12 protein-coding genes are annotated in these 13,541 nt (G+C 73.1%); 7 read left to right on the top strand and 5 right to left on the bottom strand.

Going from position 1 to position 13,541, the window contains the following annotated elements:
- Window positions 1–69 precede the first annotated feature (69 nt).
- The 5 genes from ABWI04_RS38510 to ABWI04_RS38490 are packed head-to-tail and all read right to left on the bottom strand — an operon-like array spanning window position 70 to window position 5,095.
- Window positions 70–1,722, bottom strand: coding sequence for a gamma-glutamyltransferase (locus ABWI04_RS38510; RefSeq protein ID WP_353835464.1), 1,653 nt, complete (start codon window positions 1,720–1,722; stop codon window positions 70–72).
- 25 nt (window positions 1,723–1,747) lie between these two features.
- Complete coding sequence (locus ABWI04_RS38505; protein WP_345177366.1) at window positions 1,748–2,641, bottom strand: proline iminopeptidase-family hydrolase; 894 nt, start codon at window positions 2,639–2,641, stop codon at window positions 1,748–1,750.
- A gap of 55 nt (window positions 2,642–2,696) precedes the next feature.
- Entirely contained in the window at window positions 2,697–3,362 is a 666-nt protein-coding gene (locus tag ABWI04_RS38500; RefSeq protein ID WP_345177370.1) for a helix-turn-helix domain-containing protein, read from the bottom strand.
- A gap of 15 nt (window positions 3,363–3,377) precedes the next feature.
- The gene (locus ABWI04_RS38495; protein WP_345177372.1) at window positions 3,378–4,310 is read right to left on the bottom strand and encodes a beta-keto acid cleavage family enzyme; all 933 of its coding nucleotides are present in this window, start codon (window positions 4,308–4,310) and stop codon (window positions 3,378–3,380) included.
- A gap of 29 nt (window positions 4,311–4,339) precedes the next feature.
- Window positions 4,340–5,095, bottom strand: coding sequence for an SDR family oxidoreductase (locus tag ABWI04_RS38490; protein ID WP_353835462.1), 756 nt, complete (start codon window positions 5,093–5,095; stop codon window positions 4,340–4,342).
- Between the two features lie 176 nt (window positions 5,096–5,271).
- On the opposite strand from ABWI04_RS38490, the gene ABWI04_RS38485 reads away from it, so the two are divergent.
- The 7 genes from ABWI04_RS38485 to ABWI04_RS38455 form a co-directional block, all read left to right on the top strand.
- A complete protein-coding gene (locus ABWI04_RS38485) occupies window positions 5,272–5,880 on the top strand; it encodes a helix-turn-helix domain-containing protein (protein ID WP_353835461.1) in 609 nt (202 codons plus the stop codon).
- A gap of 190 nt (window positions 5,881–6,070) precedes the next feature.
- Window positions 6,071–7,627 carry an ABC transporter substrate-binding protein gene (locus ABWI04_RS38480; protein ID WP_353835460.1) on the top strand — a complete coding sequence of 519 codons (1,557 nt, stop codon included), beginning with the start codon at window positions 6,071–6,073 and terminating at the stop codon, window positions 7,625–7,627.
- Entirely contained in the window at window positions 7,627–8,637 is a 1,011-nt protein-coding gene (locus tag ABWI04_RS38475) for an ABC transporter permease (protein WP_353835459.1), read from the top strand. Before ABWI04_RS38480 ends, ABWI04_RS38475 begins: the two co-directional genes overlap by 1 nt.
- Window positions 8,634–10,511, top strand: a complete 1,878-nt coding sequence (locus ABWI04_RS38470) for a dipeptide/oligopeptide/nickel ABC transporter permease/ATP-binding protein (RefSeq protein WP_353835458.1) — start codon at window positions 8,634–8,636, stop codon at window positions 10,509–10,511. Before ABWI04_RS38475 ends, ABWI04_RS38470 begins: the two co-directional genes overlap by 4 nt.
- Entirely contained in the window at window positions 10,508–11,548 is a 1,041-nt protein-coding gene (locus ABWI04_RS38465; RefSeq protein WP_353835457.1) for an oligopeptide/dipeptide ABC transporter ATP-binding protein, read from the top strand. Before ABWI04_RS38470 ends, ABWI04_RS38465 begins: the two co-directional genes overlap by 4 nt.
- Complete coding sequence (locus tag ABWI04_RS38460) at window positions 11,541–12,815, top strand: metal-dependent hydrolase family protein (protein ID WP_353835456.1); 1,275 nt, start codon at window positions 11,541–11,543, stop codon at window positions 12,813–12,815. Before ABWI04_RS38465 ends, ABWI04_RS38460 begins: the two co-directional genes overlap by 8 nt.
- Window positions 12,812–13,541 (top strand): aconitase X (locus ABWI04_RS38455; RefSeq protein ID WP_353835455.1); only part of this gene is annotated, 730 nt, incomplete at its 3' end. The genes ABWI04_RS38460 and ABWI04_RS38455, both read left to right, overlap by 4 nt.

Raw genomic sequence — 13,541 nt, 5'->3', positions numbered from 1 at the left:
GCGCACGCCTGGTGCGGTGGGACCGCGCCAGGCGTGCGCGTGCCGGTCAGAGGCCTGCGGCCGTGCCGGTCAGAGGCCTGCGGCCTGGCCGGCGCGGCGGGGGCCGGCGGACGCGTGGAGCGTCCCGGTGTCGTCGCGCCAGGTCATGTGGAAGCTGCCCATCTGGTACTGGTACGGCGCCATCGGGCGGACGAGGATCCCCATGCGGGCGACCTCCGCGACGACCTCGGCGGGCAGGCGGCTCTCGACCGTCACGGAGTAGTCGTCGGCGAGCGGCAGCATGCGGGGCGCGTCGTCGGCCGCGTACGGGTCCAGGCCGTGTTCGAGGATGCTCGTCATGACCTGCGGCACCGTGATGTGCGGGATACCGGGCGTGCCGAGGGCGAGCCACGGGCGGCCGTCCCGCAGGAGCAGCGTGTTGCCGATGACCGAGCGGATCCGCCCGCCGCCGGTCAGCCAGCCGCCGAGCATGGCGGTCAGGCTGCTCGTCATGGTGCTGCCGATCATCGGGACGCCGCCGATGACCTGGCCCGGGACGCCTCCGCCCTGCACCGTGTTGACGAGCTGGACCCAGTTGCCCTGGGCGTCGACGACGCTCAGCTCGCAGCTGCCGACGGACTCGCCCGACCGGCCGGTCGCCTCGCCCAGCGCGCCCGGCGTCGAGGTGAGCCGGACGTGCTCGGTGAGGTCCACTTTGGTGCGGCTCATCCGGAGAACGGCGGCGAGCGCGCGGTGGTACTCCCGCGACATCAGCACGCTGCTCGGGTCCTCGAAGACCTCCGGGTCGTTGATGAACCCGGTCTCGTACGCGGCGCGGCGCAGCGCGTGCGCCATGTAGTACAGCGACTCGGGCGACTCGGCGTAGTGCCCGAGCTCGGCGACGCCCAGCTCGTGCAGGATGCCGAGGACCATCGCCGACATGACGGCCTGGCGCTCCGGCGGCGCCTGCTGGACGACCTCGACGCCGCCGTGCCGGTAGCGCAGGCCGTCTCCCCACCGGGGCTCGTCCTGGCGCATGTGCCGCATCTCGATCGGCCAGCCGACCTCGTTCGCCCGCTCGACGAACAGCCGCGCCCACTCACCGTCGATGAACAGGTCCGGCCCCTCGGCGGCCAGCTTCGTCAGCGTCCGGGCCAGCTCCGGCTTCGGCCACCGCTGCCCGGCCTGCGGAAGGTGCCCGTCGGGGGTGAAGTGGCGCCGCCCGGACGCGGTGTTCATGTACAGCTCGGCGCTGTGGCCGAGGACCAGGTGTTCGAAGGAGTCGACCTCGTGGCCCTCCTCGGCCCAGTGGATCGACGGCGCGCACAGCCGGTCCCACGGCCGCGACCCGAACCGCTCGTGCATCGCCTTGAGCCCCGGCATGAAGCCGGGGATGACCGCGCAGGGGCCCTCCGGGATCGCGGTGTACGGCCCCGACGAGATGGCGACCGGGCGGAACGGCGCGAGCCCGGGCACGATCGTGCCCATGCTGTTGAGCTCGTGGCACCGGCCCTGCTCGGCGTTCCAGAACAGCATCGTGACCGTTCCCGCGTGGCCGGTCATGTCCTGCTGGATCGTCGCGTTGAGCAGGCTTCCGACGATGGCCGCGTCGATGGCGTTGCCGCCCTCGCGCAGGATGTCGAGCATCGCGTCGGTCACCAGCGGGTGCGCGCTGGAGCACACCGCCTCCCGGCTTCGCGCCGTCGGTTTGGGGCCGATCCGGCCGACCTTGGTTTCGCTCATCGTCCCGTCCTTGTCGAGAGAGGGTTCACCGGCGCCGCGCCTCGACGTCGGTCAGGAACGCCGAGGTCTCGGCGATGAAGGCGTCCGGCTCTTCGAGGAACGCCATGTGCGAGCTGTCGTCGAAGACCCGGAACCTGGCGCCCGCGATGCCGTCCGCCAGCACGGCCATGTGCTCCGGTGCGGCTTCGTCGTGGCGCCCGCAGGTGACGAGGGTGGGCACGCGTATCCGCGGCAGGCGCGGTGTGACGTCCCAGTCCGCGAGCGCGCCGGTGACCGGGCCGAACTCGCTCGTCCCCCACAGGGCCGCGTACACCTCGTCGCCGAAGCCGCCGAGCGCGTCCTTGAGCGGTGCGGGCCACGGCCGCGTCCGGCACATGTGCCGGCGGTTGAAGACGGCGAGGGCGTCCCGGTACTCGCGCGAACGGACCGTGCCGGCCCGCTCGTGCTCGTCGAGCGTCCGGACCACGTCCTCGGGAAGCCGGGCGCGCAGCGCGCGCACCCCGCCGATCCAGCTCGCCACGCTCGGCGGAGAGCTGTTGAGCAGGAGAGAAACCGGCGGCACGGGCGGGTCGCCGAGCGCGTACTCCAGGGCGAGCCATCCGCCCCAGGAGTTGCCGAAGAGGTGGAACTCCTCCAGGCCCAGGGCCGCAACGACCGCCCGAAGCTCCTCGACGAAGTACGGGATCGTCCACGACGGCCCCGGCGGCCGCCGGCCGGACTCCCCGCAGCCCGCCTGGTCGTAGAAGACGACTTCCCGGTCGGCGCCCAGCCGGGCGAGCGGCGCCAGGTAGGAGTGCGGCAGGCCGGGCCCGCCGTGCAGGCACACGATCGGGGTCCGGCCGGGGGTGCCGGCGCGCCAGTACGCGACGGAGCCCTGCGGCATGGAGACGAAGCCGGTCGGCTTCTCGGAGAGGTTCACTGGCGTTTCCCGACGACCGTAGGGACAGGGTGAAGGGTGCGCGCCGAGACCTCTTCTAGTACGAGGCGGGCGTCTGCACCCAGAGCAGTTCCGACGAACCGCGGGACAGGTTCTGGCTGCCGTGGACATCCTTGCCGGGGAAGGTGAGGCTGTCCCCGGCGGACAGGCGGTGGGTCTCCGACCCGACGGTGATGGCGACCTGCCCCTTGAGGACGAACACGAACTCGGTGTCCGCGCCGTGGGCGAACAGCTCCGGGCCGGTCCCGCCGCCGGGTTCGAGCTTCACCCACAGCACTTCCAGGCATCCGCTGGCGTCCGAACTGACCTGGGCCTCGGTGATGCCGCGGTCCGGGTACTCGTACGCGGCGCGTTCGTCGTGCCGGACGATCTGGCTGCGCGACAGCGTCGCCTGGAACAGGTCGCCGATGTGGGCCCGCAGCGCCTGGGCGATGCGGACCAGGGTCGGCACCGAGGGCGACGCCGTTCCGTGCTCGACCTGCGAGATGAACGCCGCCGACACGCCGGCCTGCTCGGCCAGGTCGCGGACCGCCATTCCGCGCTGGGTCCGCAAACTGTTGATGTTGCGGCCGAGCAGCGTCTTGACGGCGTCGGCGTCACCGTCCGGCGCCTCGTCGCCGCGGGCCCCCTCGGCGGGCGGACCGCCGAAGTGGCCGGGGCGCTTGTTGCCGCTCTGGTGATGTGCCGGCGGTCGAGCAGCCAATGCGCTTCCACTCCTCTATGAGGCCTTGTACCAGGGTCCGAGCTCGCTGCGCAGCGCGTCGGGCGTCGCGATCGGCCTGGCCAGCAGATCGGCGAGGCCGGTGGCGACGTGGACGAGTTCCGCGTTGCTCTCCGCCTGCCGGTCGCGGCGGACCCGGATGTTGTCCTCCAGGCCCACGCGGCAGTCGGCGCCCCACGACAGCGCGGTCGCGACATGGCGGAACTCGCCCGGGAAACCGGTCGCGGCCACGCTGAGGCTCGCAGCGTCGGGTCCGAGGATACGGGCGGCCGCCTGGGACAGCATGAAGAAGTCGTCGAGGGCGTTGCCGGCGCCGCCGAGCACGCCCAGCACGAGCTGGATCCGCACGGGCCCCTCGAGGGTGCCCTCGTCGAGCAGGAAGCGGATCATGGACAGGTGCCCGAGGTCGTAGGCCTCCAGCTCCGGCGTCACGCCCAGGTCGCGGAACTCGGCGGCGAAGCGGCGGATGGTGCCGAGCGTGTTGGTGAACACGCCCTCGCCGGACTTGTCCAGGACCTCCTGCTCCCAGGCGTGCCGCACCTTCGGCCAGCGCGCCCTGTCCGGGAAGCCCTCGTAGTTCATCGTCCCGAGGTTCAGGGTGCCGATCTCCGGCCGGCAGGCGCGGATGCCGGCCAGGCGCTGCTCCTCGGGCATCCCCGGGGTGCCGCCGGTGCTGATGTTGATGACGGCGTCGGACCGCTCGCGGACGCCGGCCACGATCTCGCGGAACAGGCCGGGGTCGCCGGAGGGGCGGCCGTCGGGCTCGCGGGCGTGCAGGTGGACGCACGTGGCGCCCGCCTCGGCGGCGGCGACGGCCTCCTCGATGATGGCCTCCGCGCCGCACGGGATGTGCGGGCTCTGGCTCGGGAGGACGTCGCCGCCGGTCACGGCGGCGGTGAGGACGCACGGCTCGTACTTGTCGCGCAACATGGCTGATCCCTTCGGTAACGGTGGGTACTTCAGGACGCGAGCGTGCCGAGGTCCGCCGGTAGGCAGACGCCGGTCACCGCGGAGGAAAGATCACTGGCGAGGAACGCGAAGAGGGCGGCGACCTCGTCCGTGCCGATCAGGCGTTTGACGGGCTGGCGGTCGAGCAGCAGCTCCAGCACCTGCTCCCGGGTGAGGCCGCGCAGCGCCATCTGCTCCGGCAGCTGGCGCTCGACCATCGGCGTCGACATCCAGCCGGGGGCGACCGCGTTGACGGTCAGTCCGTGCGGCGCCCCCTCCAGCGCGGCGACCTTGGTGAGGCCGTTGACCGCGTGCTTGGCCGAGACGTAGGCGGCCTTGAACGGCTCGGCCACCAGGCCGGAGACGGAGGAGGTGATCAGGACGCGCGACGCCGGGCGGCCGGTCAGCTCCGCCCAGGCGGCCTTCATGGCCAGGAACGGGCCCTTGACCATCACGTCCATGAGCCGGTCCCACTGCTCCTCGGGGAACTCGGGGATCGGCGCGACGAACTGCACCCCGGCGTTGAGGACCAGCACGTCGAGGCGCCCGTGGCGGCGCAGGGCCTCGGCGACCATGAGCCGGTTGCCCTCGGCCGTCGCCACGTCCGCGACGAAGTCGCAGGCGCCGCCCTCGGCCAGGTCGACGCCGACGACCTCGGCGCCCGCCCGGGTGAGGGCGCGGCAGATCGATTCGCCGAGCGCGCCGGCCGCACCGGTGACCAGGGCGACCCGGCCGGTGAGCAGACCGCTCAGGGAGGTTTCGAACACGCTGGTCAGCGCCCCCTCGGTCGTCGTGGCGGTTCACCACATCGTTACTGTCACTTAGGGGGCGTAAGCTATACTTACGTCGAGAAGGGCGTCAAGGACGAGGTCGTTCCCGACGCCGACGCTTCGCGCTGTTCAATATATTGACGCCACCTGCCCGGGTCGGGCAGGCTGTCACCATGCCGCGCAGCGCAAGGCCGACAGAGGCCGGTAGACCGGGCGACCCGACGCCGCCGACGCCGTCCATGGCGGTCGTGGGCAACCTCGTGCGCGAGCTGCGCCGCACCGCCGGCCTCAGCATCGCCGCCCTCGCCCAGGCCTCCGACCTGAGCCCCGGCCTGCTGAGCCAGATCGAGCGCGGCCAGGGAAACCCCTCCTTCACGACGCTCGTGAAGCTGTCGCAGGCGCTCGACGTGCCGGTCGGCCGGTTCTTCCTCGCCGACACCGAGGCCGGCGCCCTGGTCCGCGCGGGCACCCACCGGCGTCTGCTGCTGGCCGACGAGAACCTCGAGTACACCCTGATCACGCCGCACATGAACGGACGGCTCGGCATGATCAAGGCGCAGGTCGCCGCCGGGTGGAGCAACGAGAGCGCGCCGTTCGAGCACCCCGGCGAGGAGTGCATCCTGATCACCGAGGGCGAGCTGATGGTGTCCATCGCGGGCACCGTCCACACGCTCTACGAGGGCGACTCGATCACCTACGACTCCGGCCTGTCGCACTGGTACCGCAACGCCACCGACCGCAACGCCGTGCTCGTCGGCGCGATGACCCCACCGTCGTTCTGACAGACGGAACACCCAGGCGCAGCCGTTCCGGCTGCGCCTGATTCGTGCGTTCAACATATTGACATCGGATAGCCGGATCGTCACCATGGCCGACACAAGTTCACTTTGATGAACACGGCCAGGCGCCCGGCTCCCGGGGCACCGCACCTCCCATCCGGCACATCACCGAAGGACCACCATGAGAATTCGAATGGGGCATCGGGCAGTCGTCGCGAGTGTCTCCGTCAGCGCGGCCCTCGCCGCCGGTTGCGGCGGAGCCTCGGACTCCGCCGCCAAGGCGCCGCCGAACGTCACGAACGGCGTCGTCTCCATGACCCTCGACGGCCCGGTCAGCAGCTACGACCCGACCCAGGCGAGCACGTTCCAGGACTCCGTCGCCCTCGCCGCGCTGTACGACACGCTGGTCGCCTTCGACCCGTCCGGGAAGCTCGTCCCCGGGCTGTCGGACACCTGGAAGTCCACCCCGAAGACCGCCACCTTCCACCTCCGGAGCGGCGTCACCTGCTCGGACGGCACGGCGCTGACCGGCGCGATGGTGGCGGCGTCGCTGAACCGGCTCTTCGATCCGGCGACCAAGGCGCCGCTCGTGCGCCAGGCGATCGGCCCGGGCAACTCGGCGAAGGCGACGTCGACCGCGGACTCGGTGACGATCACGCTGGCGAAGGCGTGGTCGGACCTGGTGCCCGGGATGACGGGGCCGTTCGCCGGCATCGTCTGCCCGTCCGGCATGAAGGACCCGTCGAGCCTGCGGACGAAGTCCGCCGGCACGGGCGCCTTCGTCTCCGAGTCGCAGGTCACCGGCTCCAGCTACACGCTGACCCGGCGGCCGCAGTACACGTGGGGCCCGGCGTACGCCGGCCAGACGGCGGGCGAGCCGCCGAAGAAGCTGGTGCTCAAGGTCGTGGACGACGAGAACACCCGGGCCAACCTGACCTCCACCGGCGAGCTCCAGATCCCCTCGTTCACCTCCAACGCGTGGGACCGGTTCAAGTCGACCGGCGGGATCACCGTCCGCACGTCGCCGCAGTCCGACACGATGCTCGTCTTCAACGAGACCGCCGGCCATCCGACCGCCGAGCGCGACGTCCGGCTCGCGATCGCCCAGGCCTTGGATCGTTCCGTTCTGAACAAGGTGCAGAGCTTCGGCTCCGGCACGCTGATCTCCAGCGTCGGCCGCCCCACCTACGAGTGCTTCGACAGCGGCTCGAACGCCCTGGTCCCCAAGTACGACGCGGCCGCTGCGGCCAAGGCCCTCAAGGGCGTGAAGCTCCAGGTCATCGGCACCAACATCCTGGCCGGCGGCGCGGCCAACGACCAGGTCATGTCCGCGCTGCAGGCCGCCGGCGCCTCCGCGACGGTCCGCACGATGGACAACCAGGCGTGGGTGTCCGACCTGTTCAGCGGCAAGAACGACTGGGACGTCACGATCTTCGTGTACGGCAACCGGCTGTCGAGCTTCCTGCCCGTCGGGCAGTTCTTCGTGCACGACGCGCCGCCGAAGGGCCTCAACATCGGCGCGACGAACAACCCGGAGGCGGCGCGGGCCTACGACCGGGCCGCGACCGGCTCGGCCGAGGAGAAGTGCGCCGCGCTGACGACCTTCCAGCAGTCGCTGCTGCGCAACGTCGACGTCCTGCCGCTGGCCACCGCGCCGGTGCACGTCCTGTTCGCGGGCGGCACGAGCGGCAGCGTCGTCAACGGGTTCGCGGTGCCGGCCTCGATCCGCGTCGCCAAGGCGGGCGGCTGATGGTGCCGACCGCCGCCGGCGCGTCGGTGGCGAGCCGTGGTCTCGCCCGGCGGGTGGCCGGTTCCTCGTGGACCGGCTACCTCGCCCGGCGTCTCGGCGGCGTCGCCGCCGTGCTCGCCTTCCTCGTCGTCGTGACCTTCATGATCGTTCGCTGGGTGCCGGGCGATCCGGCCCGGCAGATCGTCGGGCTGACCGCCGGCGAGGAGGAGGTGCGGCAGGTCCGCGAGCGGCTCGGGCTGACCGAGCCCTGGTGGCGGCAGTTCGGCTCCTACCTCGGCGGGCTGGCGCACGGCGACCTCGGCGCCTCCTTCACCACCGGCCAGCCGGTGTCGGCGATGCTCGCCCAGCGGCTGCCGCTCACGATCGCGCTGGCGACGAGCGCGCTGGTCGTCGTGCTGGCCGTGGCGATACCGCTCGGCACCGCCGTCGGGGTCGCGCAGCAGCGCGGACGCGCCCGCGCCGCGACGTCGTCGTTCGGCGTCGGCGCCTCGGTCCTCGGCGCCATGCCGGAGTACGTCGCCGGGACCCTGCTGGTCTTCGTGTTCGCGCTGACCCTGCGCTGGCTGCCCGTGCAGGGCGGCGCGGGGTTCACCTCGATGATCCTGCCCGCCCTGTCCATCGCCATCGCGCCGGCCGCGGTGCTCACCCGTCTGGTGCGCAACGAGACCGCGACGGTGCTGTCCCAGGACTACATCACGATGGCGATGAGCAAGCGGCTGACGAACACGCGACTGCTGCTGCGGCATGTGGTCCCCAACGTCGTGACCAGCACGCTGACGCTCGGCGGCCTCATCCTCGTCGCGCTGCTCGGCGGGACGGTCGTCGCCGAGAACGTCTTCAACATGCCCGGCATCGGCTCGGAGATCGTCCGCGCGATCGTCAAGCGCGACTATCCGGAGGTCCAGGGGATCATCCTCGTCCTCGGGCTGGTCGCCGTCCTGATCAACCTGATCGTCGACGTCGCGCTGGGCCTGCTCGATCCGCGAGTGCTGACGAGGACACGCTCATGAGACGCAACCGGCTGTCGGCGCCGCTCGTCGCCGGCCTCGTCCTGGCCGCCCTGATCCTGGTGGTCGCCGTCGTCGCGCCGATGCTGTGGCAGGGACGCGCCGACGCGCTGACCGCCGACATCCGCCAGGGTCCCTCCGGCGCGCACTGGCTGGGCACCGACGCGCTGGGGCGCGACGTGTTCTGGCGGACCGTCGTCGCGACGCGGCTGACGGTCGAGATGGCGACCGCCGCCACCGCGATCGCCGCGGTGCTCGGCACGCTGCTCGGGGCGGGGATCGCGGCCGCCGGAACGGCCGTCCGCGCGGTGGGCGACCGGGTCATCGACCTGCTGCTGTCGTTCCCGCCGATCATCATCGCGCTGACGTTCACCGCGATCCTCTCGCCGGGGCGCGCCTCCGTGGTCGGCGCGCTCGGCCTGGCGTTCTGCCCGCAGTTCGCGCGGCTGACGAACCGGCTCGCGCTGTCGGTGAACCAGCGGGACTACGTCGCGGTCGCGCGCCTGCTGGGCGTCGGCCGGGTCCGCGCCCTGACCCGGCACGTGGTGCCGAACATCGCCGCGCCCCTGCTCGTGCTCGTCTCGGTGGGGTTCGCGACCAGCGTGCTGACGGTCTCCGGGCTCAGCTTCCTCGGGCTGAGCGTCCAGCCGCCGGCGTACGACTGGGGCAGCCTGCTGGCGAGCGGGCTGCGCAACATCTACGACAATCCGGGCGAGGCGCTCGGTCCCGCCCTGGCGATCCTGGTCACCGGACTCGCCGCCGGCCTCGTGGGCGACGGGCTCGTCCGGCACCTGGATCCGCGCGGGGCGCCACCGCCGCGGCGGACCGCGCCCGCCCCCGCACCGCCGCGCCGAGCACCGGCGGGCCGGGCGCCGTCCGGCGGCGCCGGGCCGGAACGCGCCGCGGCGGCGTCCGTCCAGGGCCTGTCGGTCCGCCGGCCCGACGGCCGGGAGCTGATCCACGAGGTCTCGCTGACCGTCGGCGCCGGAGAGATCGTCGGCATCGTCGGCGAGTCCGGCTCCGGCAAGAGCCTGACCGCGCTCGCGCTCGCGCGGCTCCTCCCCCGCGAGCTGGACTGGTCGGCGGAGCGCCTCGACGTCGGCGGCATCGATCTGGCCGACCCCGCGAAGGCCCCGCCCGCCCGGCTGGCCACCGAAGTCGGGATCGTCTTCCAGGACCCGTCGAGCAGCTTCAACCCCGCGCTGCGGATCGGCACCCAGCTCACCGAGGTCCTCCGGGCGCACACGAAGACGTCCCGGCGGCAGGCGGACGCGCTCGCGGTCGCCCGGCTGACCGAGACGCGGGTGTCCTCGCCCGAGCTGCGGATGCGCCAGTATCCGCACGAGCTCTCCGGCGGCATGCGGCAGCGCGCGATGATCGCCGCGGCGATCATGCACGAGCCGAAACTGATCATCGCCGACGAGCCGACCACCGCGCTGGACGTCACCGTGCAGGCCGACGTGCTGCGCCTGCTGAAGCAGATCAACCTCGCGCACGGCACGGCGATCCTGCTCATCTCGCACGACATCGGCGTGGTGTCCGCGCTCTGCGACCGGGTCTGCGTGATGTACGCCGGGCGCGTCGTGGAGGAGGTGTCGGTGGAGGACCTCCGCCGGCGCGACGTACGGCACCCCTACACCCGCGCCCTCCTGGCCGCCTCGCCCGACGCGGCGACGGACCTGGACGGCGCCCGGCTCGTGCCGCTTCCCGGACGCGCCCCGTCCGCCGAGGCCCGGGGCGCGGGCTGCGCCTTCGCGCCCCGGTGCCCGCTGGCCACGCCCGTCTGCGCCGAGGTCGTTCCCGCGCTGGTCGCCGAGCCCTCGGGCAACGCGGTCGCCTGCCACGCCGAGACACCGACCCCGGAGGTCCGGACATGACCCACACCGACGAACCGGGCGACACCGTGCTGAGCGCCGAGGGGGTCTCGGCCGGTTACGGCGCGCGCTCCCGCAACGTCCTGCACGACGTGAGCGTCGCGATCGCCCGCGGCCGCACGATGGGGGTCGTGGGCGAGTCCGGCTCCGGCAAGTCGACGCTGGCCCGGGTGCTGGTGGGGCAGCTCGCCCCGGCGCGCGGCGTGGTCCGCCTCGACGGGGCGGACGTCCACCGGCTGCCGCGCGGGGAGCGCTTCGCGGCCCGCCGCCGGATCCAGCTGGTCCCGCAGGACCCGTACTCCTCGCTGGATCCCCGCATGTCCGTCGGACGGGCGCTGGCCGAGGCGATCGACCCGCGCGGGCGGCTGCGCACCGGCAGGCACCGGGAGCGCATCGCCGAGCTGCTGGAGTCGGTCGCGCTCGACGCCTCCGCCGCGCGGCGGCTGCCGCACGAGTTCTCCGGCGGCCAGCGCCAGCGCATCGTCATCGCGCGCGCCCTGGCCGCCGAGCCCCGGGTGGTGATCGCCGACGAGGTGACCTCCTCACTCGACACCTCGGTGCAGGCCGAGATCCTGGAGCTGCTGCTCGACCTGCAGAGACGGCTGGGGCTGACCTACGTCTTCATCACCCACGACCTGGCGGTCGCGCAGTACATGTGCACCGACCTGAGCGTGCTGTACCTCGGCACACTGGTCGAGCAGGGGGCGACCGACGTCCTGTCCCGCCCGGGCCACCCCTACACCGAACTGCTGCGCGACAGCCGTCCCGATCCGAGCGGCCGGTCGCTGCTGGCGCCGGCCGGCGGGCTCACGAGCGAGGACGTCGCCGACCCGGCGAATCCGCCGTCCGGCTGCGTGTTCCACCCGCGCTGCCGGTACGGGCCGCGGACCAACGGGGACCGCGGCCGCTGCGCGGTGGAGCCGCCGGTCCTCCGGGACGTCGCACCGCACGCGCGCAGGACGGCTTGCCACTACCCCATCGGGCCGGCCACGCAGAACCGTGCCTCGCAGGACCCCGCCGAGGACGGTAGCGGTGAGTGAGCGCCTGCCCGCGGGCCCGGCGGCCTTCCTGATCCGGGACGTGAACCTGATCGACGGGCACGGCGGGCCCGGCCGCCCCGGCCTCGCCGTGGTCGTCGACCGCAGGCGGATCGCGTGGGTCGGCCCGGCGGAGTCCGCGCCGTCGTTCCCGGCGCACGCGATCGTCCACGGCGCCGGCCACAGCCTGCTGCCGGGGCTGATCAACTCGCACGTCCACCTGTCCGCCGACGCCGGGCCGGACTTCACCCGGCAGATCGAGTCCGACTCCCTGCCGCTCGCCGCGCTGAAGAGCGCGACGACGGCCGCGCTCACCCTGCGGACCGGGGTGACCGGCGTCCGCGACTGCGGCGCCGCCGACGGGGTCGTGATCGAGGTCGCCAAGGGGATCGACGACGGCCTGATCCCCGGGCCGCGCGTCAGGGCCGCCGGGCGGGTGATCACGATGACCGGCGGGCACGGCCACTTCATCGGGCGCGAGGCCGACGGGGTGGACGGCGTCCGGGCGGCGACCCGCGCCGAGCTCAAGGCGGGCGCCCACTTCATCAAGGCGATGGCGACCGGCGGCGTCCTGACCTCGGGGGTGGATCCCGGGAACACCGCTCTGGTCCAGGAGGAGCTGGCGGTCGCGGCGCAGGAGGCGCACAACGCGGGGCGGAAGATCACCGTGCACGCCATCGGCAACCAGGGGATCAAGAACGCCCTGCGCGCGGGCGTCGACTCGATCGAGCACGGCATCCGGCTCGACGACGAGGCGCTCGAACTCGCCGTCGCGCGGGGCGTCTACCTCGTGCCGACGCTGCTCGCGGTGGCCTCGATCGTGACGGCCGGGACCGGCGCGGGCATGCCGCCCTGGGTGCACGAGAAGGCCGCCCGCGAGGCGGAACGGCACCGCGAGAGCTTCGTCGCCGCGGTCCGCTCCGGCCTGAAGATCGCGGCCGGCACCGACGCGGGCACCCCGTACAACCCGCACACGGACCTGGTCCGCGAGCTGGAGCTCATGGTCCGGTACGGGCTGACCCCGCCCGAGGTGATCCGCGCGGCCACCCGCAACGCCGCGGAGAACATGGACGTCCTGCACGACACCGGCACGGTGGACGTGGGCAAGCTCGCCGACCTGGTGCTGGTCGAGGGCGATCCCGCCGCCGACATCGGCGCGCTGGCGCGGATCCGGCTGGTCGTCAAGGACGGCCGGATCGTCCACGAGAGCGCGGAGGCGGGCGTGGGCGCACGGGCGGGCGAGAGCGCGCGGGTGGGTGAGGCATCATGACGCGCGCGATCCGCGATCCGGCGCTGACGGGCGAGCAGCGGGCGATGCTCGCGGGCGACCGCGGCGACGGCGCCGCGCTGGCCATGCGGGTGATCGTCCGGCTCGCCCGCGCGCTCGGCGCCGACCGGCTGATCCCGATCGACTCGGCGCACGTCGACGGCTGCCTCTTCCACGGGCAGGTGGGGATCGACCTGGTCGAACGGCTGATCGCCGGGGGCGCGCGGACCGCCGTCCGGGCGACGCTCAACGTCGGCTCGCTGGACCTGCTGCACCCGGGCGTGGTGCGCGGCGAACCCGGCGAGCGGGCGGACGCCCGGCGGCTGATGGACGGCTACGTCGCCCTCGGCGCGGAGCCCACGTGGACCTGCGCCCCGTACCAGCTCCCGGAGCGGCCGGCGTACGGCCGGCACGTGGCGTGGGCGGAGTCGAACGCCATCGTGTTCGCCAACTCGGTCCTCGGGGCCCGTACCGACCGCTACGGCGACTTCGCCGACATCTGCGCCGCCGTCACGGGCTTCGCCCCGCTCGTGGGCCTGCACCTGGACGAGAACCGCGCCGGTCAGGACCTGTTCGACTGCTCGGGGGTGCCCGCCGGGACGTTCGAGACGGACGTCGCCTGGGCGGCGCTCGGCCACCTGGTCGGCCGCCGGTCGGGGACCCGGGTCCCGGTGCTGACCGGGCTGCCCGGCGGCGCGGACGAGGACCGGCTGAAGGCGTTCGGCGCCG

Origin of the sequence: Actinomadura sp. NPDC000929, from assembly GCF_040492065.1 — a bacterium.
GTDB classification, from domain to species: Bacteria; Actinomycetota; Actinomycetes; order Streptosporangiales; family Streptosporangiaceae; genus Spirillospora; species Spirillospora verrucosospora.
This window is presented reverse-complemented; position numbering and strand designations above follow the sequence as displayed.

What these genes read in the sequence shown, in the direction of transcription:
- ABWI04_RS38510 (WP_353835464.1), bottom strand. Translation starts at nt 1,722, where the DNA reads ATGAGCGAAACCAAGGTCGGCCGGATCGGCCCCAAACCGACGGCGCGA.
- ABWI04_RS38495 (WP_345177372.1), bottom strand. Translation starts at nt 4,310, where the DNA reads ATGTTGCGCGACAAGTACGAGCCGTGCGTCCTCACCGCCGCCGTGACC.
- ABWI04_RS38485 (WP_353835461.1), top strand. Translation starts at nt 5,272, where the DNA reads ATGCCGCGCAGCGCAAGGCCGACAGAGGCCGGTAGACCGGGCGACCCG.
- ABWI04_RS38480 (WP_353835460.1), top strand. Translation starts at nt 6,071, where the DNA reads ATGGGGCATCGGGCAGTCGTCGCGAGTGTCTCCGTCAGCGCGGCCCTC.
- ABWI04_RS38475 (WP_353835459.1), top strand. Translation starts at nt 7,627, where the DNA reads ATGGTGCCGACCGCCGCCGGCGCGTCGGTGGCGAGCCGTGGTCTCGCC.
- ABWI04_RS38470 (WP_353835458.1), top strand. Translation starts at nt 8,634, where the DNA reads ATGAGACGCAACCGGCTGTCGGCGCCGCTCGTCGCCGGCCTCGTCCTG.
- ABWI04_RS38465 (WP_353835457.1), top strand. Translation starts at nt 10,508, where the DNA reads ATGACCCACACCGACGAACCGGGCGACACCGTGCTGAGCGCCGAGGGG.